This window comes from Edaphobacillus lindanitolerans (assembly GCF_900156305.1).
Taxonomy (GTDB): domain Bacteria; phylum Bacillota; class Bacilli; order Bacillales_A; family Planococcaceae; genus Bhargavaea; species Bhargavaea lindanitolerans.
In genome coordinates this window covers 298,028-321,832 of the sequence record NZ_FTPL01000001.1, presented here as the reverse complement: position 1 = coordinate 321,832, position 23,805 = coordinate 298,028, and the positions used below count along the sequence as shown (strand labels likewise).

Sequence of the window (23,805 nt, the reverse complement as noted above, 5' to 3'; positions counted from 1 at the left end):
TGCCAATCGGTTGCAATGACAACATTGTGTCCGCGGATCGCCGACTGGTATAATGGACCTAAACCAATCGGATCAAGGAGTTTTTGCATTGAAATTTGCGCTTCGTGTCATCTTCGTTCTCCTGATCGTCGCAGGATTCATCCTGTTCACTTCAAGGGGGCCGAGCGAGAATGAGATGCTTGTGTCACCGGTCGGCCCGAATACCGCACTTCCGCAGGACACGGCCGTGCCGGGCAGCCAGAAGACGCTGGCCCGTCCGGAGTCGGGTCTGTCCGTCTTTGTCGGAGGCCCGTCCAAATCGCTGGCGGATGAATACGGCAAGCCGGACCGGATCGAGCCGTCCGCCTACGGTTTCGAATGGTGGATATACAGCGAGCCGGTGGAAGAATATTTGATGGCGGGCGTCAAAGACGGGAAGATCAATCAGATCTTCACCGCAGGCAAGGAAAGGGACGTCGCTCCCTTTTCAATCGGCCAGCCCGTCGAGGATATTCACAGGTCCACGATCCTTGAGTCGGAAGTGAATGTGGAAATCGGGACGAACCAATACGTGTTTACCCTGAACGGCGACGATATGCAGGAACGCATGCTGGTTTCGTATGACGGGCTTTACGCGCAGCTGTATGCCGACATGGATACCGGAACGCTGTTCGCGGTCCGGTTCATCTCGCCCGAAACGATCGTGCTTCAGCAGCCCTATGAAATGACGTACAGCGGCGACCTGCTGATGCCGCCTGCCTTGTCGTCTTCCCTCCAGAAGGCGGTCGACCGGGCGAACGGACAGCAGGTGATGGACCTGGCGAATTTATATCGGAAGAGAAGCGGCCTTCCGGAGCTGGATGAAGATCCGGGCGCCGACGCGGTCGCCCGCACACGGGCCATCACGGCGAAAAAAGCGGGGACCCAGCAGAAAGAAGAACTGCCGCCCCTCTCGGATGACCTGGAACTGGCACAGATCAGCTACAGCAAGGCGGGAGAGAACAAAGCGGCGGATTATGTAGATGCCCCTGCCACTCTCCATGGTTGGATCAACTCTCCGGAGCACCGCGAACTCCTCAGAAAGCCGGGATACAACCGGCAGGGGGCGGGTGTATCTGGAAGCAGTTATTCTCATATCCTGTTTGAGCAGCCTGATCCGGCAGGTTCTGCAAATTAAAAAGATCAGGGGAGGATCCAAGTCCCCTGATCGCACCCGGAATAACTTCGGATATGAAGCGGCACTTGCGCCCTGGCGGCGTACAGTGCCGCTTTTTTCTGTATGACGGGCCGGCGAACCGAGAGCAGGGGAACCAGTTCCGAGTATGACATGGAGCCGATCATCTCCGCATCGGGGTCCTGGCCGGGATCTGCAGTCATAATGCCCGGGACATCCTTGAAAAATTCTGCTGCATCCGCATCCAGCGCCTTCGCCAGCACGACTGCGGTGAGATCGCTGCCTCCACGGCCGGTTGTGCGGATCAACCCGTCCGCCCCCATCCCGAGAAAGCCGGGCACGACTCCGACGCTCGCGTCACCAAGGGAGGCGAGCAGGCGATGAGGGTCCGCCCGGAGTCCTGCCGCGCCGAACGGGCCCTCGGACGTGATGCCGGAACGCGTGCCGTACAGCAACTCGTTCCGGATGCCCGCAGCCGCCAGTTCGGCCGACAGCACAGCGGAGGAAAGCAGCTCTCCGCATGCAGCCGCCACATCCGAGGCGTGGGGGGTTTCCTTCAGCGCGGAGCTGACGCAGAGCAGGCTGTCGGTTGAATGGGGATCCCCCGCCCGCCCCATTGCAGACACGACCGCGATGACCCGGCCATGTTCCTGTATGCCCCTGATGATGTGCCGGATGCAGTGCTTCCTCGCGGCACTGTCCCTGACCGCGATCCCCCCGAATTTTTGGATGATCATCGTCCGGTGCCACCTTCTTTCCGCGTGTCAAACATGATTTGGTCCACATACGATAAATGGACTCCAACTTAATGTATTCGTCCGAAGAGAAAATGTTCGGGAAGGGGCTGTGCATGATCTTATTATGCGAGCTGCTAAAAAACTGGCCATGCCTCGCTGCAGGGGGCAATATCCGTACGGAAATACACGGAGTGACGGACCACTCCGCGGAAGTGATCCCCGGTTCACTCTTCATCGCCAGGAATGGCAAGGCGTCCAGAGGGGCGGACCATATCCCTGAGGCCATCCGGAAAGGCGCCGTGGCGGTGGTGACAGACATCCCGGATCCGCCGGACTTGCCGGCAACCGTTGCCTCCATCTCCGTGCCGGATGCGGCGGACTTCCTCGCTTACGCCTGTTCGGCTTTCCACGGGCATCCGTCGGAGGAATTGACGGTCATCGCGGTTACCGGCACGAACGGAAAGACGACTGTGACCCATTTCATCGGACAGATCATGAAGGAAGCCGGCATCAAAACGGCGGTGCTCGGGACGCTTGGACTGTGGATTGACGGGAAGAAGACCGATTATCCGCTGCCTCCGCTGACGACCGTCCCGCCAGCCCATTTCCACAGGGCACTCAGGTATTGCGCAGACGCCGGCGTCACGCATGTGGCGCTGGAAGCGTCGTCACTCGGGCTGGAAGGGGGCCGGCTCAGACATTGCCGCATCCGTCAGGGGATCTTCCTCAATATCGGAAAAGACCATTACGGGGAACATGGCGGAAAAGAGGCCTATCTGAAGGCGAAGGCCCTGCTGCTGAAGCTGGCGGACGGGATGATCGTCAACAAGGATGATCCGGCTGTGCTCGGGCTGTGCGAGGGGACGGTGCCTCTTCGTACCTTTGGAGGGACTCCGGGCGGGCCGGACCATTTTTGGATCTGCGAAGCGGGGGACAGGAACTGGATCGCCGGCTGGGAAGGCGGGGAAGCGGCGCTGCGGGCATCCGTCGACGGCAGACATAACCGGCTGAATGCGGCGGCTGCATTTGCGGCGGCTGTCTCTGCGGGCCTCGATCCGCTGAAATGTGCCGGAACGTTGGAGCGGCTTCGGCTGCCTCCGGGGAGGATGCAGGAGATCAGCCGAAACGGCGTCCGGGTCGTCATTGATTATGCGCATACGCCCGATGCGCTCGAGGCGGTCCTGGAAGCGCTTGTGCGGACCGTTTCGGGGCGGGTCATTACGGTTTTCGGATGCGGGGGGGACCGTGACAAGGAAAAGCGGCCTGAGATGGGGGAGATCGCCGCCTTTTATTCTTCTTCAGTCTGGGTGACGTCGGACAATCCGAGAAGCGAGGACCCGGAGCTCATCATCCGGGATATCTTCTCGGGAATCGGGGAGGAGACGGCACGGTACCATGCTGAGCCGGACCGGGATGCGGCGATCCGGAAAGCGATAGAAGAAGCCGCTCCCGGGGATGTCGTCCTCATCGCGGGAAAAGGGCATGAATCCGGACAGACGGCGGCTGGGGTGACGCGGGCGTTTTCTGATGAGGAAGCGGCCGGGCGGCATCTCGGCAGGATCCATGGAAGCCGTCTTGAAGAAACTGGTGCAGACCCGGTGCAATCCGCTGACGGAATCTGGTATGATGGAGGAGAAATGGAGTGATGCCGATGATGATGACCGACGAATGGCTCCGCGTCATCGATGAATCAGAACTGCTCAGCCGGATGATCGCTTCTTCTGAACAAGCGACCGCCTACCGGCTTGCCCATAAAGATGTGTACACAGATCCGCAGCTGCTGGAGGAAATCCGTGAATTCACCGGACTGAAGGAACGGTATGAAGAAGTCCAGCGGTTCGGCCGCTATCACCCGGATTATTCCACGGTGATGAAGCAGATCCGCGTGAAGAAACGGGAACTGGACCTGAATGACAAGATCGCCTCTCTCAAAGTGGCGGAGAATGACCTGCAGGACCTCCTGGATGAGGTAAGCCTCATTGTCGGGAAGACCGTTTCCGAATCCGTGAAGGTGCCGGTCAGCAATCCGTTCTTCTCCAAGGATTCATCCTGCGGCGGCGGGTGCGGATCAGGCGGTGCCTGTTCCTGCAGTGCCTGACGAAGGGAACTTGAATAGTGCACGCCATCAAAACAGGCCAGCCCGGCTGCGAAACCAGGGGCTGGCCTGTTTTATATTTCTCCGTCGGGAAATTCGGCAGAGACGGCTTCGATGGCGATGTCCGGCCGGTCGGTGATGATGCCCTTCGCTCCTGCACGGATAAGGCGGGTCATTTCCGTCCGGTCGTTGATCGTCCAGTAATGCACGGGAATGTTGCGCCGGCCGAGGAACCGGATGAACGGACCGAGATCAAGCGGGAATACTCCTGAGCTGACCGGTATCTGGACCACATCGGCTCCGGGCTGATACAGATGACCGAAGCCGCTTGCAAACGCAAGGTAGGCCCGGCGGACTTCCTGCTCCCCGGCCCCGAGTGCGACCTGGTTCCGTGCGTACAGATTAAATCGGTCGATCTGGCTGTCGAAGAAACTCGTCACGACGACCCGGCTGTGTGCACCGGATTCGTCGATCACTTTCCATAACTTTGAAGGCACAATCCCGCCTTCATACGTATCCGGGGCATCCTTCATGTCAATATTAACTAGCATATGCGGGAATTCATCCAGCAATTCCTTGAGTGTGACGGCACCGCCGCATCGCCCCCTGAATGGATAGGTCCCGTCGCTGATGGAAAACTGGTGTCCGAAGTCCGCTTTCCGGAGTTCCGCTAGCGTGTAGTCGCCCGGCTTCCCCCGGAGGTCCGTCGTCCGGCTGAGGTCTCCGTCATGGAAGATGATGATCTCCTCGTCTTTCGTCAGGTATACATCGACCTCAAACCCGTGGACGCCCAGCTCTGCCGATGTCCTGAAGGCGGTCATCGTATTTTCGGGTGCCAGGCCGGCGCCGCCCCGGTGGGCAAGCACGATCGGCCGGTCATAATCGAGTGCAGGCAGCAGATTTCTGGTCTGCGGCCTGGCGATGAGTCTGGAGCCGGCCCAGGCTGCCGCTCCGGCTGCTGCTACGGTCAAGGCAACTTTCTTTTTCTTATCCATGGTGGCCTCCCTTGTATCCGGTTACACGAATTATAAAACAACGGGGCTCCGGTGTCAGCAGGAGCCGGTTGCCCGATTTTTCTGGTGTGTGGTATTCTGTATGGTAGGAAATGAGGGATTTCAATGATTGATCGGCGCGGTATCATCGTCTATCTGTCTCATCTGAAGCAGGCAAAGTCGCTGAGGAAATATGGGCATATCCAATACATCTCCAAGCGGATGAAGTACGCCGTGCTCTACTGCAACATGGAAGACGCGGACCGGACGGCCGCCAAGCTGGAGAAGCTTCCCTACGTCAAGTCCGTCTCCCTCTCGATGAAGCCGTTCATCAAGACGGAATATGAGAATGCCAAACCTGACAAGGCGAAGGAATACGATTACAAAGGCGGCATCTGACGCCGGGCCCGGAGCATCAGTTCCGGTGCGGGAAGAAGCCGGTTGGCACGGAGGACTCCGGTCAGATGGCGGTAATACTCTTCCGGGCTTCCGAACACGGACGACGGACGGACCTTGAGCGTGACCGGACCGGCGCCGGCCTCGTCAAGGGCGTCTGTGAACATGCGCTGCCGTGCGCTCCCCGCCCTGATCCCTTCCCGGCAGATGTAGACCGGCATGAAATGGCCGCCGCCGGCAGGGAACAGGGCGACCGCCAGCGAAACGGCTTCTTCCGCGGCATCCTTCTCCAGGATGAATGCCCGGCAGATCCGGCTGCGGTTCGTCCGGATGAGTTCGCACAGTTCGAAAACATCGCCGAACCCTTCGCCGAGTTCGATAAAGCGTTGGGTATCCATGAAAATAAATGCAACCCCTTTCTCTTGCCCATCCTACCACAGGGCGGGGAATCAGGGGAAGGAGTGTGAGCACGGTGAGAGTCATTTCCGGCGAAAGAAAAGGGACCCAGCTCAAGACGGCGACGGGCATGGGGACCCGCCCCACCTCGGACAAGGTGAAGGAGTCGCTGTTCAACATGATCGGCCCCTACTTCAGCGGAGGGACCGTCCTTGATCTGTTCGGCGGAAGCGGCGGGTTGGCGATCGAGGCGCTGAGCCGGGGGATGGACAGGGCGGTCATTGTCGAGAAGGACGGACGGGCGCTTTCCGCCATCCGGGACAACCTTGAGAAATGCAGGTACACGGATCGCGCGGAACTTCACCGGTCCGATGCGGCAAGGGCAGTCCGTGCACTGATCAAGAAGGGGGAGGCGGTCGACCTTCTGTTCCTCGATCCCCCCTATGCAAAAAATACATATTACGGCCTGGCGGGGGAGCTTGAAGAGGCCGGCCTCATCCGCGGGGACGGCCTGATCGTCTGCGAGCATGACAAGACGGTCGACCTGCCGGAGCGGTACGGCTCTTTCCAAAAAAAGAAAGAGCAGACGTACGGAAGCACCGTCATCACGATTTTCAGCAGGAGCGGAGAGGGGAAGGACAATGGGTAAGCTGGGGGTAGTGCCGGGCAGTTTCGATCCGGTCACTTACGGTCATCTTGACATCATCAAACGGGCATCCCGGGTATTTGCGGAGATCCGCGTCGTCGTGCTCAACAATTCATCGAAGAATCCGCTGTTCACCGTGGACGAGCGGATGGACCTGATCCGGAAGGTCACACGTGACCTTCCGAACGTGAAGGTCGAATCGTTTTCCGGTCTGCTCGTCGACTACGCCAAGTCGGTGGGGGCGACTGCGATCGTCCGCGGGCTGCGGGCCGTCTCAGATTTTGAATACGAGATGCAGATCACTTCAATGAACCGGGTGCTCGAGGAAGAGATTGAAACATTCTTCATCATGACGAAGAACCAGTATTCATTCCTGAGCTCGAGCATCGTCAAGGAAGTCGCAAAATACGGGGCCGATACAAGCGAGCTTGTCCCGGCGGAAGTCGGATCCGCGCTCCGGAGAAAGTTTGCGATCGAAGAAGCGGCATCCGCCGAGGAATGAACCACACATTCGGGCATACTGAAAAGGCAGATGGACCGGGTACCTTACAGGCCCCGGACTTCTGCCTTTTTTTCGGGAGGTCATTGAGCTTCTCCGGCGGGCCGGTGCCGGCCGGAAATGAAACTGTGGACGGACCGGTTCAAGCGACCAGTACAAAGAGGAGAGGCACGGCGACCACATGGATGAGCCGTGCTGCGACATACGGCCGCAATCCGATGCCGGCTCCCCTGGCGATGACTGCCACCTGCAGGTGTATGCTAAGCCCGTTCATCGAAAGGATCAGAGCCGTGACTGCCCCGTGTGCCGGAAGGCCGGCCAGCGCATCCGCAGCCATCCGGAGCCCCGCCGTCATCTCAAACACGGGGTAGACCGCCAGGCCTGCGCCCGTGCTGCCCATCCCGGTGATGGACGAGAGAAGTTCCGCCGCCACGGTCCCGACTGCCGAGAAGAAGATGACCGACGTCGCCACCAGGACGATCGTCTGGGAACTCTCCTTCAGGCTGGCCGTCAGCGGAGAAGCCCGGACTTTATGGACAGGCGGGTCCGGCGTCCTGCCTGCCGGGCGTGACCGGAAATAAAGCGTGCCGGCGACGAGGAGGACGAGATTGACGCTATGGATGACCCCCATGAGCAGCCAGCCTTCCTTCGCATCCCCGAACAGTTCATGTCCGACGAACCCGACAAGGAGCATGGAACTCGGCGCATGGCAGACGGCTGTCAGGAACCCTCCTTCCGATCTGGACAGGCGTCCGTCCTTGACGAGATGGGCGACCGACGCGGCGCCGACCGGAAAGCCCCCGAATGCACCGAGAACATAGGTCTTCCAGTAAGTGCCCGTCCGGCCTTTCGGCTCACGGCCGGGAAGGCGGAGCAGCCATTGGGTGAGGATCAGGTAAGGAAGAAGATACGGGAGAAGGGCGCCGGCAAACAGTTCGATGCCAAATTCTGCGCCTTCGCGTGCAAGTGCGGGCCGGAAGAGGAACAGGAGGATCATGCACCAGATCATGGCGGTGTTCAACATGGGCATCGGATTGAATCGGCTCCCTCATTTGGTATGGATCGTTTCCCGGTGCTACACTTAAGATGTATATGCCGGCCGGTTGGAGGCTATTTTGGGAGGTAGCTGGATGAAGAGAGGAAAAGGAACCGCCGCGCTCATTGCGGTGCTGCTCATCGCAGCAGCGGCGTTCATGCCGATGGATATGTATATCTCCAAGCCGGGAGGCGCCTACGATCTCACACCGCTCGTGACGGTCCAGGGCGGTGACGAGGACGACAAGGGGACGATGAGCCTGATGACCATCGCCCTGTCCAAGGCCACACCCCTTACCTATGTGTTCGCCAATTTCATGGACAGCCGGAAAATCATGAAGGCTGGCCAGGTGAGGCAGGACGGGGAAACCGAACAGGAATATGAAGTCCGGCAGAAAAAGATGATGGGTGACTCACAGTTCAACGCCATCCTTGTCGCATATCAAAAAGCGCAGAAACCGGTGGATGTTGCATTTGAAGGGGTCCTGGTCATGAGGGTCCTTGAAAAGGCGGCGGCGTCCGGGATCCTGGAACCCGGCGACATCATCACGGGATTGGACGGCGAGACGCTCCGGTCAGCCGAAGAGTTTTCGGATTCGCTCTCGTCGCTTGGGGAAGGCGAAAAAGTAAGGCTTGCCGTCCGGAGGGACGGAGAGCGCCTCGAGGAAGAAGTGGGCCTCGCCCCGATTCCCGGAGGGGACGGCCGGCTCGGGCTCGGCATCTCATTTACCGAGGAGAGATCAATCGAGACGGACCCTGAAGTTGAAATCCATACAGAAGATATCGGCGGCCCTTCCGCAGGCCTCATGTTCACACTTGAGATCATGGACCGCCTGCTTGATGAGGATCTGACGAAGGGTTACCAAGTCGGCGGCACGGGTGAAATGAACGAAGACGGGACGGTCGGCCGGATCGGCGGCATTGATTTCAAGATCATGGCCGCGGACAGGGACGGGATCGAGGTGTTCTTTGCCCCGGATGACGAAATCACCGATGCGATGAGGAAAGTCAGCCCGGGCATCCGGTCAAACTATGAGGAAGCGGCCGAAACGGCAAAAAAAATCGGCACGGACATGAAAGTCGTGCCGGTCAAGACGGTGGATGATGCACTGGAATACTTGCGCGAGCTGAAGCAAAAGAAATAGACGGCGGCTCAATCCCCGATGAGGATCGGCGGCGTCCGGTAATCGCTGCCCGGCCCGCGGCCGCCGATGCCGAGCCAATAAATATCGGCGGCCCGGATGTCTGCCCTGAGCATCGGATCATCCGATGCCGCCGCCCTTGTGACAAGCGGCAGGCCGAGCGTTTTCTTGTTTTCATTGAGATACTGCCGGCCGTCCGGTGTCATCCCGAGCAGGCGGAGATAGCGGGGACTCCGGAGCGAACGGTAGTCCTCCCATTCCATGCCGCAGAGGATATGGGTGAGGAGGCGCTGGATGCGGGTCCATGTGTACCGTTTCGTCTTCAGCCGCTCCATGAAGCCGGGGAACGAGGCAGCTTCTGCGGCCGCGCCGAAGATCCTGTTCTCGAATCCTTCCGACATCTCGGCGATGCGCGCAAGTTTTCCGGAGCCTTCCCGGATGATCGAATAGCGGAGGAGCGGCCAGAATTCATCCCAGCTGCCGAACGGCCTGCCGGCTTCGCGCCATCTCTGCAGGGCGGCTGCCGTCGCGGGCGGGACGGCCCCGGTGATGCCGTCCATCGTGCCGGCGGAAAGGACAACACGCCGGATGCCCGTCGCGCTCATGATCCCCGTTCCTGCATCCGGCGCGAGATCATGATGTCCCGAACCGCTGCGCCCGATCGTATATGCCTTCATGCCGGTCCCGAGCTCGCGGGAAGCCCGGAGGTAATGATAGCCGAGAATGTTGTTCGGCCGAGTCAGGTCGGCGGCAGGCACCCCGTCCGGCTGCGGCAGTGCGGAATAGGCCCCGCTGAGCGCAGCCGGATAGCTCATGCCGGTGCGGACAAGGCGCCGGACGTCCGATTCGTAGCGGTCCCGGTGCTTTCCGATCAGGTCCGCTGCCTGTTCAAAGGCGAGGATGTCCCCGTCTTCGGATCCAAAACAGAACGAGCTGCAGCCGGCAGCCGATAAAATGGTAACGGCCCCTTCCGCAAACTCGGACGCCTGGGCCGTAGCGAACCGGTACGGCAGTTCAAAGACGAGATCGGCGCCTGATCGAAGCGCCAATTCCGCCCGTTCCCACTTGCCGAGAAAGGCGGGTTCCCCCCGCTGCAGGAAATTCCCGCTCATGGCGGCGATGATGACATCGGCTCCGGTTGCCTTCCGGGTCTCCCGCAGATGGTGGACATGGCCGTTGTGAAGAGGATTATATTCGACCACGACGCCTGCAGCTTTCATGTGCCCCACTCCTTTGATACAATATAGACGTATTATAGCGTTCAGTACGGGAAAAACCCAGCGGCCGTTGCCGGCGGGTGACAAGAAAATATCTTGACATCGTATTTTGGGCATTATATAATCTACTTTGTTGTCTTGAGGTGATTCCTGATGAAATGGACCATCCGGCAATTGCTGAAACACCGGCAGGGTGGGATGCAGATAGACGGTACAGCCGATCTGTCTGCGGTCAAAGAGCGGAACCCTGAAATCCGCGGGATCTCCCCGGTCAGGGTGACGGGTTCCTGTTCAGTCGGCTCCGGCAGCATGACTTGCCGATTCCGGCTCGAAGGGACGATGACGCTTCCCGAGTCCAGAACCTGGGAAGACATCGACTTCCCGTTCGAGATCGAGACGGACGAGCAGTTTGTCTGGGAAGGCTACGTGGCGTCCGATGACGACTCGGTCCATGAAGTGACCGGGGAAGTCGTCGATCCGACACCTGTCTTTGAGGAACTCGTCCTGCTGGAAGTACCGATTCAGATCCTTTCTGATGAGGCGGCCAAACCGATGGAAGGGAAAGGCTGGGCCTTCTCTTCCGAAGAGGAATTCACCGCCAAGCGTGAAGAAGAAAAACCGAAAGTTGATCCGAGACTCGCAGGGCTGGCAGATTTACTCGGCCGGTCCGAAGATGAATCGGAAGACGAATAGAACCGTAAGGAGGTGCCCCGCATGGCAGTACCGAAAAGAAGAACATCCAAAACGGCCAAGCGCCAACGCCGCACTCACTTCAAGCTCCAGGTGCCAGGCATGGTTGCTTGCGATAACTGCGGTGAACCGAAACTCGCTCACCGTGTTTGCAAAGAATGCGGACATTACAAAGGGAAACAAGTCGTCGGCGAATAATTCCGACGCTGCAAAGGCGACCGGGCCCATGAGGCCGAGGTTGCCTTTTTCCGTTTTTCAGAAGAAAACAGAAGGGGGATTGCAGGGATGGTGCATCATGTTGAACATGTGGGGGGCGGAGCGGTATTTACGATCGACCGGCAGGAAAAGCGGAATGCGGTTAACGATGAATTAATGGAAGCGTTGTCTGCAGCCGTCGATCTTGCGGCAAGCGACGGGACGCTCCGGTTCTTTGCCGTGACGGGTGCGGGGGACGCCGCTTTCTGCTCCGGAGGGGATCTGTCGGAATTCCATCTGCTGAAGACGGCAGAGGAAGCGGCACCGATGCTCGGCAAGATGGCGGATATCCTCTTGCGGATGAGCCGGCTTCCGATGCCGGTCATCGCGCTCGTCAACGGACACGCGGTGGGCGGCGGCTGCGAAATCGCAACGGCCTGTGATTACCGGCTTGTGCGGAATACCGCCCGTTGCGGTTACATACAAGGGACGCTCGCCATTACGACCGGTTGGGGAGGGGCCTCCCACCTGTTCGTGAAGACGGGGAACCATGCAGGGGCGCTCCGCATGCTGACAGAGTCAAAAGTGCACACAGCCCAGGCGCTTCTGGAAACCGGCTGGGCGACCGAAACGTTTGACGGGGACCCCGAAGCTGCGCTCAACCGCTTCACAGAACGGCTCGGTGCCATCCACCCTACCGTGCTCCGTGCATATAAGCAGGCGGCAGTCCGGAAATGGGATGCCCTGGGCCTTGAATCGATGATCCGGGAAGAAGTGGCCGAATGTGCGCGGCTTTGGGCCGCGGATGCACACCACGAGGCGGTTGACCGGTTCCTGAACAAGAAAAAATGAAGTCTATTTCCCCCGCGCTCCGCATATAGTTTTCAAAACGGGGGTGGTAGAGTGACGGGGAACACACGAAAAGACAGATGGACGGCGGAAGATGACCGGGTTCTCGCGGAGACGGTGATCGCATCCGTCAGGAACGGCGGCACCCAGCTGGAGGCATTCGAAGATGCGGCAGGGAAGCTGGGCCGGACGAAACAGGCATGCGGCTTCCGCTGGAACAAAAATCTGCGCAGGTATTATGAAGGCGAGCTCGAAGCCGCCAGGAAAAAGCCCGAGCATCACCTGAAATCTCATCTGAAGCAGGCGATGACCGGTTTTGATGAACTGTCGGAATCTTATCTTGCACTCAAGAAAGAGCATGAACTGCTCGCAAGGGAGCATCACAGGCTGCTTGCCTGGCTGTCAAAGGGAGTCACGTTCATTGAGAAAAAAGAATCTTGAGCCCGGGCGGGGCCGACCCGCTCTGCGCGGATCATTGGCTTGAAGAGGCCGGAAGAACGGATTCCCCTTCTTCACGGCCTGTTTCCGCGTCTTTTTTCGCCCCGCACTTGAAAACGGTTTCAATCTTCATATAGACTAATAGGGAAAGGGGTCAAATTTTGTTACACGGAGGGGAACCGCATGGAGAAGATATTGATCGCAAACCGCGGCGAAATCGCATCCCGGATCATCCGGACGTGCAAAAGGCTCGGCATCCGGACAATCGCCGTCCACTCGGAGGCGGACGCCGGACTGCCATTCACGAAAGAAGCCGACGAGGCGTTCCTCATCGGTCCCGGACCTGTTCCGCAGTCCTACCTCAAAGGGGACGAGATCATCGCGCTTGCTTTGAAGGAAGGGGCGGACGCCATCCATCCGGGCTACGGGCTGCTGTCCGAGAACGCGGAATTTGCCCGCAAGGTCTCAGAAGCCGGACTGGCCTTCATCGGGCCCAAACCCGATGTGATCGAGAAAATGGGGGATAAGATCGCATCGAGGAAGACGATGATCAAAGCGGGTGTCCCGGTCGTCCCGGGCACGGACGAGGGGGTCTCGTCGCTTGAGGAAGCGCTGGAGGCTGCAGAGAAGATCGGCTATCCGGTCATGATGAAGGCGAGCGCCGGAGGGGGCGGCATCGGCATGATCCGCTGCGAAAGTGAGCAAGCGCTCAGTCGGAACTTCGAGTCGGTCAAAAAACGGGCCAAATCCTACTTCGGCGATGACCGCGTGTTCCTGGAGAAGTTCATCGATGATGCCCGCCATATCGAAGCACAGATTTTCGGCGATGAAGAGGGGAACATCGTCCATCTGTTCGAACGCAACTGCTCGGTGCAGCGCAGGAATCAGAAAGTGATCGAGGAATCCCCTTCTCCGTGCTTCCCCGACGCCGCGCGCGAGCGGCTGCTCAAGGCCGCCGTGGAAGCCGGCAGGGCCGTCGGCTATACGAATGCCGGAACGGTCGAGTTCATCGTGGGGCCGGACCATGAGTTTTACTTCCTCGAGATGAACACCCGCCTGCAGGTGGAGCACCCGGTGACGGAAGAAGTGACCGGACTTGACCTCGTCGAATGGCAGCTCCGCATCGCATCCGGCGAACCGCTCCCGGTGAAAGAGCAGCAGAAGATCAGCACAACGGGGCATGCGATTGAATACAGGATCTATGCGGAGGATCCCGACAGATTCCTCCCGTCTCCTGGCAAGATCGCTTCGCTCAGGCTGCCCGAAGGCAAAGGGGTAAGGATCGATGCCGGTTACGCCGAGGGGGATTCGGTGACGCCGTATTATGATCCGATGATCGCGAAAGTGATCATCACGGGAGACAGCCGGGAAGAGGCAATCAGAAGGTCGGAGGCTTTCTTTGCGGAAGCTTCTGCGGAGGGCCCCAAGACGAACCTTCCGCTGTTCGCCCGGTTCACCGCCTCGGAATTGTTCCGGGCCGGTGATTACGCTACGAATGTGCTGGACAAATGGAAAGAGACCGAAAAGGAGGAAATCAAATGAACGAATTGAAATCCACGATGGCCGGAACGGTGTTCACCGTAGACGTGACGGCGGGAGACGAAGTGGCACAGGGCCAGGCGGTCATCGTCCTCGAATCAATGAAGATGGAAATCCCGGTTGAAGCGGAAAAAGGCGGCAAGGTTAAGGAAGTGCGGGTGGACGTGGGCGACTTCGTCAACGAGGGCGACGTGATCCTGACATTCGAATAATCCCGTTCTGCGGGACCGGTCCGGTTCCGCTGCTTGCCGGCTGACCGGCAAGCAGGGAAGCGGAAAACACAGGGAGGGGAACGGAAATGACGGTTAAACCGACAGGCGACGGCCGGCTTGAAGAAAAGCTCGAGCAGATTTTCGCGGGGGGCCAGCCGAAGTATCACGAGAAACTGAAGGAACAAAATAAGATGTTCGTCCGGGATCGTCTCAAACTTCTGTTTGACGGGGGAGAATATACGGAAGACGCCCGTTTCGCCAATGCGGAGGCGGGAGACCTTCCTGCGGACGGTGTCGTCACGGCCACCGGCAGAATCGGCGGCAGGACGGTGTGCGTCATGGCTAATGACTCGACGGTGAAAGCAGGCTCATGGGGAGCCCGGACGGTCGAAAAGATCATTCGCATCCAGGAGACGGCGGAGCAGTTGCGTGTCCCGCTGCTGTATCTTGTCGACTCGGCAGGCGCCCGGATCACGGACCAGCTGGACATGTTCCCGAACCGCCGGGGAGCGGGCAGGATTTTCCACAACCAGGTCCGCCTGTCCGGCGTCATCCCGCAGATCTGCCTGCTCTTTGGCCCGTCCGCGGCAGGCGGTGCGTACATTCCCGCATTCTGCGACATTGTCATCATGGTTGACGGCAACGCCTCGATGTATCTTGGGTCGCCGCGGATGGCGGCCGAAGTCATCGGAGAGAAGGTGACGCTTGAAGAGATGGGCGGGGCCCGGATGCACTGCACCGTCTCCGGCTGCGGTGATCTCCTTGCAGCAGATGAAAAGGAAGCGATCGAGGCGGCGAAGCGATACCTCGGTTATTTCCCCCAGAACTTCGGGGAAAAGCCGTCGATGGCCGAATCCGTGGAGCCGAAGGAAGGACGTCCGCTCGGCGAGATCGTGCCGCAAAACCAGAATGCGCCGTTTGACATGTACGAGGCGATCGACACCCTGATCGACGAAGGGACCTTCTTTGAAATCAAAAAACTATTCGCTCCCGAGCTGATCACCGGACTGGCCAGGATCGAGGGCCGGACGGTCGGCATCATCGCAAACCAGCCAAAAGCGAAGGGGGGCGTCCTGTTCGTCGACTCGGCGGACAAGGGAGCCAAGTTCATCTCGCTGTGCGATGCATTTTCGATTCCGCTCCTGTTCCTTGCCGATGTGCCGGGCTTCATGATCGGGACGAAGGTTGAACGGGCGGGGATCATCCGCCACGGGGCCAAATTCCTGTCGGCGATGAGCTCCGCCACCGTCCCGAAAATTTCCGTCGTCGTCAGAAAAGCATACGGCGCCGGCCTCTATGCAATGGCGGGACCTGCATTCGAACCTGATGCATGCATCGCACTCCCGTCGGCACAAATTGCCGTCATGGGGCCCGAAGCAGCCGTCAATGCCGTCTATTCCAACCGGATCCAGGCAATCGAGGATCCGAAAGAGCGGATTGAATTCATCAAGGAAAAGCGGCGTGAATACCAGGAACAGATCGATATTTACAAGCTGGCTTCCGAGATGATCATCGATGACATCGTGGCACCGGATCAACTGCGCGGTGAACTCGCCAGGCGATTTGAGATTTATTCGACAAAAGAAAAGACGGCACCCCTTCGCAAGCACCCGGTCAATCCGGTATAATCAACCTATCAGGGGGCTGTCCGAAAAGTTTGATGCAAAAACGAACATGCGGCAGGCAGGAACTCTGGTCACTCACTTGCAGACCTTCGCCTGGCCTCTTCCGGCCCGGGGCCGGGGAAGCCAGGCCGGTCGGCTTTTTGCGGGAGGCCGAAGGGGTTCCTGTTTTTTGTTGCCGCCGGCCGGCCAGGTGCGGTCAGGCAAACCCGCCCGAATAAGAAAAAAGGGGTGTCCGGCAACGATGAAACTGAATATTGTAGGAGCGGGTGCCGTCGGCCTGCTGCTGGCGTCGGGATTTGCCGATGCCGGCTTCAAAGTCCGGATGCTCACCCGGACCGAAGAACAGGCGGCACTCCTGCGCAAAGAAGGGGTCTGCGTGGAAAGGGACGGGATCCGGCACCGCTTCCAAGTCGATGCCTCTGCGGATCCCGCCGATTGGAACGGGGAAAATCCGGCCATCCTGGCCATGAAGTCATATGACTTAAAGGAGTTCCTGGACTCACACGCAGCCGCGTTGGAGAAGTCCCCGCTCCTGTTCGTCCAGAACGGAGTGGCCCACCTCGAGTGGGCAGGCAGCCTGCAGAACCCGGAAATTGCGTTTGCAACGGTGGAGCACGGCGCGATGCGGATCGACGGGCGGACCGTCCGGCACACGGGAACGGGACCGCTCAGGATGGCGGCCAATCGGGGCGCCTCCTTCCTGGAACCGCTCGCGGCCGCGGATTCTCCGTGGTTTCCCGTCCGGATCGAAGAAGACCCGGAGAAGCTCCTGTTTACAAAAGCGATGAAAAATGCCGTCATCAATCCGATCACTGCCATCCTCGGTGTCCCAAACGGAACGATCGCCTCAGACCCGGGGCTTTCCCGGCTGGCGGGCCTCGTCCACGGGGAGCTTTCGGCCGCATTCCCGGAATTGTCCGGGTCGGTCCCGCTGGAAGATGTGCTGGATCTGTGCCGCAGGACGGCAGGGAATGAATCATCGATGCTCGCCGATCTCAGGAACGGGCGGCGAACCGAATCCGACGCCATTCTCGGCGGCCTGATCCGCGAAGCGGAACGCAGGGACTGCCCGGTGCAGCTCCTGGCGGGACTGGCGGAGATGGTGGCATTCAAGGAACGGAGGGGCAGGCATGTCTGAAGTCCTCTATGCGTCGGCGGGTTTTTTGATCTCGTTTCCTCCCCTTCTGTTCATGATGCTCTTTACACTGTTCACCCGGATGCTGAAGGACCCGGCCAGAGGGCTGAGCCGGGCAGCGGACGTCACGACTGTTTTCCTGCTCCCCGCCGTGCCGATCGTGTTCCGGTCCATCACCGGGATCCATGCCGGCTTCCCGTTTGCGATGGCCGTCACATTGTTTGCCCTCGCCATGACCTGGCGCGAGCGGGAAACCCGCCGCGAACTGGAGATCCTGCCGCTGCTCCGCAAGATCTGGCGGCTCCTGTTTCTCCTCTGTTCTGTCCTTTATATGGTTCTCCTCATCTCCGGGGCAGGGATCGCGGTCTGGACATATACGGCCCGTTGAGCGGAATTTTTTAATTCAGGCACGAGGTAATGCTATAATCGGTGACGATTAAAAAGGAAAATGGGGTCTGAATCATGGAAATCGAATGTCTCGACATCCCGACGGCCAGTCCGGTCATGAAGGCATATGCCGGCGATGGTGAATTCATCAATACATATTTTGACTACCCGCTCAGCGATGACGGTTACCGGCAGCGGCTCCTGGAGCTGGAGACCCGGGAATATGACCGGGAATCGCTTGCGGATGCGATCCGCGCCTTCATGGAGCCGCTCGGGATTTCCGACCGGACCTCCGGGCATCTCGAGGAGCTCCGGCAGGGCGCACAGGTTGTAATCGGCGGCCAGCAGGCGGGCATCCTGTCCGGTCCGCTTTATTCGCTCAACAAGGCCATCACGGTCATCCTCGAAGCCGGACGCCTCAGGGAACTGCTGGATGTGCCGGTCGTCCCGGTGTTCTGGATTGCCGGTGAAGACCACGACCTGGCGGAGATCAATCATGTTCACGCCATCACCGGCGGCAGGCCGGCCAAGCGGCAGTTCCCGATGATCCCGGGACTGAAGACGATGGCGTCAACAACCGGTTTTGACAAAGAGGAAATGAGACAGTTCATCAGGGGAATCTTCCGGGATTACGGAGAAACCGCCCATTCTGCCGGACTGCTCAGACTTGCGGAAGAATGCATGGAAGGGAACGAAACGTTCACGGCATTCTTCGCTGCGATCGTCAACCGGCTGCTCGGAGAAGAGGGCCTCCTGCTCGTGGACGCGGCCGATCCCCGGATCCGCCGGCTGGAGCGCAGCCACTTTGCCGAAATGATCCGCTGCTCGGAAGAAATTGCAACCGGCGTGGCGGAAAGCGAGCGCCTGTTCTCCGGACAAGGATACGGAAGCCCGGTCAACGCCGAGGAAGAGGCCGCCCACCTGTTTTACGTGCGGGACGGCGAACGGATCCTCCTGATGCGTGACGGCGACCGCTTCTTCAACGAACAGGCCGGCGTCTCCTTCAAGACGGATGAGCTTCTCGGACTCGCAGAGTCATCCCCGGAATGCCTGAGCAACAATGTCGTCACCCGTCCGCTCATGCAGGACCTCATCTTCCCGGTCCTTGCCTTCGTCGGGGGCCCGGGGGAGATTGCGTACTGGTCGCTGCTGCGTCCGGCCTTCCGGGCACTCGGCATCCGGATGCCGGTCGTCGTTCCCCGGTCCTCTTTCACGTTCGTCAGCCGGCGTGCCGCCTGCCTGCTTCAGGAAACCGGCCTCACGGCAGAAGCCGTCCTTCAGGGGGCCGTCGGAGAAGAGCGGACGGAGTTCCTCGGGAAAATCCACGGCCACGGCGCGGAAGAAGAGATCGATCATCTCGAGGAACAGCTTGCCGCCGGCTATGCCGGACTTTCCAGGCTGCTTGAAGGGAAAGGACGTGGGCTTGCCGCCCTTTCCGAAACGAACATGGAGTACCACCGCCGGCAGTTCGACTGGCTGAAAAACCAGATCCATGATTCCCTTCTTCTCGAACATGAGACGACTCTTGCACGGTTCGATCTCCTCGAAGCGGAGCTTCTCCCGGAAGGCGGTTTCCAGGAGCGGAAGTACACGCCGTTCCAGTTCATGAACGAATACGGACCCGGGCTCTTCCGTGATCTGCTCGGATCCGTGCCGGAGCAGGCGGGGGTCCACCTGCTCATCCGGCTTTAAAAGGAACAACTCTGATGTAAATGGCCCGCTCCGGGCGGCAGACTGCAGACAACATGGGGACACCCCTCCTTGTCTGCGGTCTTTTTGTTTTGATCGGGGCCTGATCGTTTCTTCCGTCTCTATGCCCGGACTGCCGCAGGGCGGATCACACGGGCATGGAAAGATTCCCGTGCGGCACAAGGGGAAGTCGGGGGAGCCATTTTTTCCGCCCGGCACTCTTTGTGCGTTAAACAGATCGCCGGCAGTTCTGCGGTGTGGGGAGTTCAAAAGGGGCATCCCTCGGCCGGAAGCCATGAGGCCGGATGGCGTTTTCTGCGGCCGCCCGTCCCAGGCGGTTTTTTCTTTTTGGAAAGAAGGCGTCTGCCGGATCTGTCCGGCGGGCGGGAATCCGCGGTGCCTCCGTATGGCCAGAACCTGCCGGCAGTCGGCAGGCCGTGGGGGAAAGACGCCGAAAAACAAAGGAACCGCACGGATTGTGACGGCAATATCTCAAAAGCCGCCGCCGCGCGGAGAATTTATTGAGACGGGGGAAAAGTTTTTTAAAAACGGGTGGAGGAAAGTGGGGGGATGTGGTACATTAAGTTTACGATGTGGGGTGAATCCGATGTTCATGGGAGAATATCAGCATACGGTTGATTCCAAAGGCCGCATCATCATTCCGGCCAAGTTCCGCGAACACCTTGAGGACGGTTTCGTCGTCACGCGCGGACTTGATCAATGCCTGTTTGCCTATCCCATGGACGAATGGAAGCGGCTCGAGGAAAAGCTCAAAGCCCTTCCCGTCACGAAGAAGGATGCCCGCGCATTCACCCGGTTCTTCTTTTCCGGGGCTACCGAAGTGGAACTTGACAAGCAGGGACGCGTCAATATACCTGCAACCCTGCTGGGCTACGCAGGGCTGGAGAAGGACTGCATCGTCCTCGGAGTCTCCAGCCGGATTGAAATCTGGTCGAAGACGGCATGGGAAGACTACTTTGAGGAATCCGAAGAATCATTCAACGAGATTGCTGAAAACATGATTGACTTTGACATCTGAAATGATGGTGGAAAGAGGGGACGGGCATGTTTGACCATGTGACCGTGTTGCTGAAAGAGACGGTCGACGGGCTGAACATCCGCCCGGACGGCCTATACGTGGACTGCACGCTCGGCGGAGGCGGTCACAGCGAATACCTGGCGGGACAGCTCGGGGAAGGCGGCAGGCTCATCTGCTTTGACCAGGACCCGGAAGCGATCCGCCATGCCGGCGAACGCCTTGCCCCCCACCTGGACAAAGTTACATTCGTCCGGGAGAATTTCCGGAACCTGAAACAGGAGCTGGACAGGCTCGGCATCCGGGGCATCGACGGGATCCTCTACGATCTCGGCGTATCGTCTCCGCAGTTCGATACGCCCGAGCGGGGCTTCAGCTACCGCTTCGATGCACCGCTCGATATGCGGATGGATACCGATGCGGACCTGACCGCCAGGGATGTCATCAATGATTGGCCGTATGAGGACCTTGTCCGCATCTTCTTCCGCTACGGAGAAGAGAAGTTTTCCAAGCAGATTGCCCGGAAGATTGAAGCGGCACGAAAAGAGCGGCCGATCGAAACGACATTCGAACTCGTCGAACTCATCAAGGCCGGCATTCCCGCTGCCGCCAGGAGAACCGGGGGCCATCCGGCCAAACGGATTTTCCAGGCAGTCCGCATTGCGGTGAATGATGAGCTCGGGGCAGCGGAAGAATCCATCTCCGACGCCATTGAGCTTCTGAATCCCGAAGGGCGGATCAGCGTCATCACGTTCCACTCCCTCGAGGACAGGCTCGTCAAGACGATGTTCAAGGAAGCCTCGTCGATGCCGGACCTCCCGCCGAACCTCCCGGTCATCCCGGAAGGCATGGAGCCGGTCCTGAAGCTGATCACACGCAAGCCCGTCCTGCCGACCGAGGAAGAATTAGAAGTCAATAAACGCTCCCATTCCGCCAAGCTGCGGATCGCCGAAAAAAGGTAAACCTGCCGGCGAAGGGCTGTGAAGAATCGTAAAGACCAAAGACTAAAAAGATAAAAGAGAATGTACCGACAAAATACAAGGGGGACCAGATGAATGGCGCTTGAAGCACGCAAATTTGACTACGCATACATACAGGAACCCGACATCACCCGCGTTCCGGAAACAGAGCCGGACGCCCGCCCCTCGAGAAAAAGGAGACTTTTCACGAAGGGCGAAAAGGTCCTGTTTGTTGTAGCCGTTGCAGCGGCCGCTCTGTTTGCCGTATTCCTGCTGCAGGCTCAGTCCGCGATCAACGCGACGAACAAGGAAGTCCAGCTCATTCAACAGGATATTGCGGAAACGTCCAAACAAAATACGGATTTGTCCATTCAAGTGAGAGAGAAATCGACCTACGAGCGGATCTGGGGCAAGGCGCAGGAGCTCGGTTTGACTCTCAATGAAAAAAATGTGAAGGTCGTGCCTGGACAATGAAGAGAAGATTTCGTTTCCAATGGGGAGCCTTCCTGATGTTTTGTGTCTATGGAGGGCTCTTTTTTCTATTATTCGGCAGATTCCTGTACATTCAGGTGACCGGAGAAGTGGAAGGGCGTCCGTTGGCTGCGATGGCGCAGGCGAAGTACGAACGGGAGAATGTCCTCAGTGCGGACCGCGGCCGGATTCTTGACCGGGACGGTCAGCCGATAGCGGAAGATACGCTCAGCTATAACCTGGTGGCCATCCTCAGCAAAAAAGCGAGTGACGGCGTCAAGGACAAGACGAAGATGCGGCATGTCACTGACCGTGAAAAGACGGCGAAGGCCCTTTCGGAGCATATTGACCTCTCCTACGAGGAAATCTTGGAGCTCCTAAACCGGCAGGATAATCCGGACGTCTATCAGGTGGAGTTCGGTTCTGCGGGCCGAAACCTCAGCCACGAAAAGATGAACCAGATCAAAGCGCTCCACCTGCCCGGCATCCAGTTCGTAAAGGACAAAAAGCGCTTTTATCCGAACGGTATGTTTGCTTCCCACCTGATCGGATTCGCACAGAAGGAAACACAGAAAGACGGAACGACCAAGACGGTCGGTCAGATGGGGCTTGAGAAGACATTCGACGAGATCCTGACCGGCGAAAACGGGAAAATGGAGTACGAGAGCGATACGTGGGGGTTCCTTCTTCCCGGCACGGAAGAGAAAGTGACGCCCGCCGTCGACGGGTCGGATATCCGCCTGACGCTCGACAAGACGATCCAGAACTTTGTCGAGGACGCAATGAACCGGGTCCAGAAAGAATATTCGCCTGAGCGGATGTCCGTGATCGTCGCAGACCCGAAGACCGGCGAGATCCTGGCCATGAGCCAGCGTCCGTCATTCAATCCGGAGACGAAGGAAGGCCTGTCGTCCAACTGGCTGAACGAAGCGGTGCAGTACACGATCGAGCCGGGTTCAACGATGAAGGTCTTCACGCTCGCATCCGCCATCGAAGAAGGCGTCTGGGCACCGAATGACCACTTTAAATCCGGCAGCTATACGATGCACGACACGACCATCTATGACCACAAGCGGGCGGGCTGGGGCTATATCAGTTTCCTGGAGGGTTTCCAGCGATCCTCGAACGTCTCGATGGCCTACCTGCTTGAGAGAATGAAGGACGAAGCCTTCATCGGCCACCTGCGTGATTTCGGATTCGGCGAGAAGACGGGCATCGATCTTCCGGGCGAAGCGGCCGGCGTGCTCAATGACGTGGGGCCGGTCGAGCGCCTCACCACTTCGTACGGCCAGGGGTCGACCGTCACGCCGATCCAGATGGTCCAGGCGGCGACCGCCATCGCGAACGGCGGCACCATGATGAAGCCGTATGTGATCGAAGAGATCCGAGACCCGAATACGGACAAAGTCCTCAGAAAAGGGGAGCCGGAGGAAAAGGGCAAGCCGATCTCGGCCGAGACTGCCAAAACCGTTCTGGACGTAATGGAATCGGTTGTCACATCAGAGAAGGGGACAGGGAAGATTTTCGACCTCGAAGATTATTCTGTCGCCGGAAAGACGGCAACAGCCCAGATCCCGAACGGGAAGGGCGGATGGCTCCATGGAACGAACAACCTCCTCTACGGATTTCTCGGGATGGCACCTGCAGATGATCCCCAGCTGATCGTCTACGTCAATGTCCACCGGCCGAAGCTGCCTCCGGGTGAGTATGGGGCGATCCCCGTCTCCAAAATCTTTAAGCCGGTCATGGAAAACAGCCTGAAGCATCTGAATATCCGACCGGATGAAGAAAAGGAAGCGAAAGAACAGATCACGCTTTCCGATTTCGAAGGCACGGCAGCGGACACGGTGATAAAAGACCTTGAAGCCAAAGGGATCAAGCCCGTCGTGACCGGGGGAGGCGGGGAAGTGACCGGACAGTTCCCGCAATCCGGAACGTCCATCCTGCCTGGAGGCCTGGTCATCCTGAAAACGGAGGGAGAGTCCGTGCTCCCCGATTTCACCGGGTGGTCCAAACGGTCCGTCCTGGCGTTCGCCTCGCTGTCCGGACTGACGATCGAAGTGCACGGGGAAGGCTTTGCCGCCTCGCAGAGCGCGTCACCGGGCTCATCACCCGGAGGAGGTGCACCGACCGTCGTCAAATTCGAGAAACCGGACCGTCTGCACGCCACTCCGGAGGAACCATCGGATGAAGAAGAGGAATACCCGCTCGACTGAAACTGAATAGCGCCCGGCCGGCACTCATACGCTAAAAGAAAAACGCAAGGTGGGAG

Annotated in this window: 26 protein-coding genes; 21 read left to right on the top strand and 5 right to left on the bottom strand. The window is 58.9% G+C overall.

Annotation, left to right across the window (positions count from 1 at the left end; translation table 11 throughout):
• The first annotated feature begins 88 nt into the window (after positions 1-88).
• Positions 89-1,156 (top strand): CAP domain-containing protein, encoded by a 1,068-nt coding sequence (locus tag B0B07_RS01535; protein WP_076756611.1) that lies wholly within the window; start codon positions 89-91, stop codon positions 1,154-1,156.
• 5 nt (positions 1,157-1,161) lie between these two features.
• Here the strand turns inward: B0B07_RS01535 and B0B07_RS01530 are convergent, their stop codons facing one another.
• Positions 1,162-1,890 carry an amino acid kinase family protein gene (locus B0B07_RS01530; RefSeq protein WP_076756610.1) on the bottom strand — a complete coding sequence of 243 codons (729 nt, stop codon included), beginning with the start codon at positions 1,888-1,890 and terminating at the stop codon, positions 1,162-1,164.
• Between the two features lie 113 nt (positions 1,891-2,003).
• On the opposite strand from B0B07_RS01530, the gene B0B07_RS01525 reads away from it, so the two are divergent.
• Both B0B07_RS01525 and B0B07_RS01520 read left to right on the top strand, forming a co-directional pair.
• Positions 2,004-3,536, top strand: a complete 1,533-nt coding sequence (locus tag B0B07_RS01525; RefSeq protein ID WP_159438407.1) for a UDP-N-acetylmuramoyl-L-alanyl-D-glutamate--2,6-diaminopimelate ligase — start codon at positions 2,004-2,006, stop codon at positions 3,534-3,536.
• A 5-nt stretch (positions 3,537-3,541) separates the two neighbouring features.
• Complete coding sequence (locus B0B07_RS01520) at positions 3,542-3,988, top strand: YlbF/YmcA family competence regulator (protein WP_076757457.1); 447 nt, start codon at positions 3,542-3,544, stop codon at positions 3,986-3,988.
• A 71-nt stretch (positions 3,989-4,059) separates the two neighbouring features.
• Here the strand turns inward: B0B07_RS01520 and B0B07_RS01515 are convergent, their stop codons facing one another.
• Positions 4,060-4,980, bottom strand: coding sequence for a glycerophosphodiester phosphodiesterase family protein (locus tag B0B07_RS01515; protein ID WP_076756608.1), 921 nt, complete (start codon positions 4,978-4,980; stop codon positions 4,060-4,062).
• Between the two features lie 123 nt (positions 4,981-5,103).
• Between B0B07_RS01515 and B0B07_RS01510 the strand changes: the two genes are divergently transcribed.
• A complete protein-coding gene (locus B0B07_RS01510; RefSeq protein WP_076756607.1) occupies positions 5,104-5,376 on the top strand; it encodes a YlbG family protein in 273 nt (90 codons plus the stop codon).
• Here the strand turns inward: B0B07_RS01510 and B0B07_RS01505 are convergent.
• Entirely contained in the window at positions 5,358-5,771 is a 414-nt protein-coding gene (locus tag B0B07_RS01505) for a DUF7147 family protein (protein ID WP_076756606.1), read from the bottom strand. The two genes, B0B07_RS01510 and B0B07_RS01505, sit on opposite strands and share 19 nt — an antisense overlap.
• A 74-nt stretch (positions 5,772-5,845) precedes the next feature.
• Here B0B07_RS01505 and rsmD point away from each other — a divergent pair, with 74 nt between their 5' ends.
• Together rsmD and coaD are read left to right on the top strand one after the other, a co-directional pair.
• Complete coding sequence (rsmD, locus tag B0B07_RS01500) at positions 5,846-6,418, top strand: 16S rRNA (guanine(966)-N(2))-methyltransferase RsmD (protein ID WP_076756605.1); 573 nt, start codon at positions 5,846-5,848, stop codon at positions 6,416-6,418.
• Positions 6,411-6,917, top strand: coding sequence for a pantetheine-phosphate adenylyltransferase (coaD, locus tag B0B07_RS01495; RefSeq protein WP_076756604.1), 507 nt, complete (start codon positions 6,411-6,413; stop codon positions 6,915-6,917). The genes rsmD and coaD overlap by 8 nt, the downstream gene beginning before the upstream one ends.
• 139 nt (positions 6,918-7,056) lie before the next feature.
• Here coaD and B0B07_RS01490 read toward each other — a convergent pair whose 3' ends face one another.
• A complete protein-coding gene (locus B0B07_RS01490) occupies positions 7,057-7,944 on the bottom strand; it encodes a hypothetical protein (protein ID WP_076756603.1) in 888 nt (295 codons plus the stop codon).
• 100 nt (positions 7,945-8,044) lie between these two features.
• Between B0B07_RS01490 and B0B07_RS01485 the strand changes: the two genes are divergently transcribed.
• On the top strand, positions 8,045-9,094 hold the full coding sequence (locus tag B0B07_RS01485) for a SepM family pheromone-processing serine protease (protein ID WP_076756602.1): 1,050 nt from the start codon (positions 8,045-8,047) through the stop codon (positions 9,092-9,094).
• An 8-nt stretch (positions 9,095-9,102) separates the two neighbouring features.
• On the opposite strand, the gene B0B07_RS01480 is transcribed toward B0B07_RS01485, so the two are convergent.
• On the bottom strand, positions 9,103-10,311 hold the full coding sequence (locus tag B0B07_RS01480; RefSeq protein ID WP_076756601.1) for a nucleotidyltransferase: 1,209 nt from the start codon (positions 10,309-10,311) through the stop codon (positions 9,103-9,105).
• 150 nt (positions 10,312-10,461) lie between these two features.
• On the opposite strand from B0B07_RS01480, the gene B0B07_RS01475 reads away from it, so the two are divergent.
• The 14 genes from B0B07_RS01475 (at position 10,462) to B0B07_RS01410 (ending at position 23,749) form a co-directional block, all read left to right on the top strand.
• A complete protein-coding gene (locus B0B07_RS01475; protein WP_076756600.1) occupies positions 10,462-11,001 on the top strand; it encodes a YceD family protein in 540 nt (179 codons plus the stop codon).
• A gap of 21 nt (positions 11,002-11,022) precedes the next feature.
• On the top strand, positions 11,023-11,196 hold the full coding sequence (gene rpmF / locus B0B07_RS01470) for a 50S ribosomal protein L32 (RefSeq protein WP_076756599.1): 174 nt from the start codon (positions 11,023-11,025) through the stop codon (positions 11,194-11,196).
• Between the two features lie 87 nt (positions 11,197-11,283).
• Positions 11,284-12,045, top strand: a complete 762-nt coding sequence (locus B0B07_RS01465; protein WP_076756598.1) for an enoyl-CoA hydratase/isomerase family protein — start codon at positions 11,284-11,286, stop codon at positions 12,043-12,045.
• Positions 12,046-12,096: 51 nt separating this feature from the next.
• The gene (locus B0B07_RS01460; protein WP_076756597.1) at positions 12,097-12,483 is read left to right on the top strand and encodes a transcriptional regulator; all 387 of its coding nucleotides are present in this window, start codon (positions 12,097-12,099) and stop codon (positions 12,481-12,483) included.
• Positions 12,484-12,663: 180 nt separating this feature from the next.
• The gene (locus B0B07_RS01455) at positions 12,664-14,022 is read left to right on the top strand and encodes an acetyl-CoA carboxylase biotin carboxylase subunit (RefSeq protein ID WP_076756596.1); all 1,359 of its coding nucleotides are present in this window, start codon (positions 12,664-12,666) and stop codon (positions 14,020-14,022) included.
• A complete protein-coding gene (locus B0B07_RS01450; RefSeq protein ID WP_076756595.1) occupies positions 14,019-14,231 on the top strand; it encodes an acetyl-CoA carboxylase biotin carboxyl carrier protein subunit in 213 nt (70 codons plus the stop codon). The genes B0B07_RS01455 and B0B07_RS01450 overlap by 4 nt, the downstream gene beginning before the upstream one ends.
• A gap of 86 nt (positions 14,232-14,317) precedes the next feature.
• Positions 14,318-15,859 carry an acyl-CoA carboxylase subunit beta gene (locus tag B0B07_RS01445; protein WP_076756594.1) on the top strand — a complete coding sequence of 514 codons (1,542 nt, stop codon included), beginning with the start codon at positions 14,318-14,320 and terminating at the stop codon, positions 15,857-15,859.
• Positions 15,860-16,097: 238 nt separating this feature from the next.
• The gene (locus B0B07_RS01440) at positions 16,098-16,994 is read left to right on the top strand and encodes a ketopantoate reductase family protein (RefSeq protein WP_076756593.1); all 897 of its coding nucleotides are present in this window, start codon (positions 16,098-16,100) and stop codon (positions 16,992-16,994) included.
• Positions 16,987-17,379, top strand: coding sequence for a DUF3397 family protein (locus B0B07_RS01435; protein WP_076756592.1), 393 nt, complete (start codon positions 16,987-16,989; stop codon positions 17,377-17,379). Before B0B07_RS01440 ends, B0B07_RS01435 begins: the two co-directional genes overlap by 8 nt.
• A gap of 74 nt (positions 17,380-17,453) precedes the next feature.
• Entirely contained in the window at positions 17,454-19,070 is a 1,617-nt protein-coding gene (gene bshC, locus B0B07_RS01430) for a bacillithiol biosynthesis cysteine-adding enzyme BshC (protein ID WP_076756591.1), read from the top strand.
• 604 nt (positions 19,071-19,674) lie between these two features.
• On the top strand, positions 19,675-20,106 hold the full coding sequence (gene mraZ, locus B0B07_RS01425) for a division/cell wall cluster transcriptional repressor MraZ (protein WP_076757456.1): 432 nt from the start codon (positions 19,675-19,677) through the stop codon (positions 20,104-20,106).
• A gap of 26 nt (positions 20,107-20,132) precedes the next feature.
• Positions 20,133-21,065 (top strand): 16S rRNA (cytosine(1402)-N(4))-methyltransferase RsmH, encoded by a 933-nt coding sequence (gene rsmH, locus B0B07_RS01420; protein WP_076756590.1) that lies wholly within the window; start codon positions 20,133-20,135, stop codon positions 21,063-21,065.
• A gap of 93 nt (positions 21,066-21,158) precedes the next feature.
• A complete protein-coding gene (ftsL, locus tag B0B07_RS01415; protein WP_076756589.1) occupies positions 21,159-21,536 on the top strand; it encodes a cell division protein FtsL in 378 nt (125 codons plus the stop codon).
• Between the two features lie 35 nt (positions 21,537-21,571).
• Complete coding sequence (locus B0B07_RS01410; protein WP_234982227.1) at positions 21,572-23,749, top strand: penicillin-binding protein; 2,178 nt, start codon at positions 21,572-21,574, stop codon at positions 23,747-23,749.
• Positions 23,750-23,805: the final 56 nt, after the last annotated feature.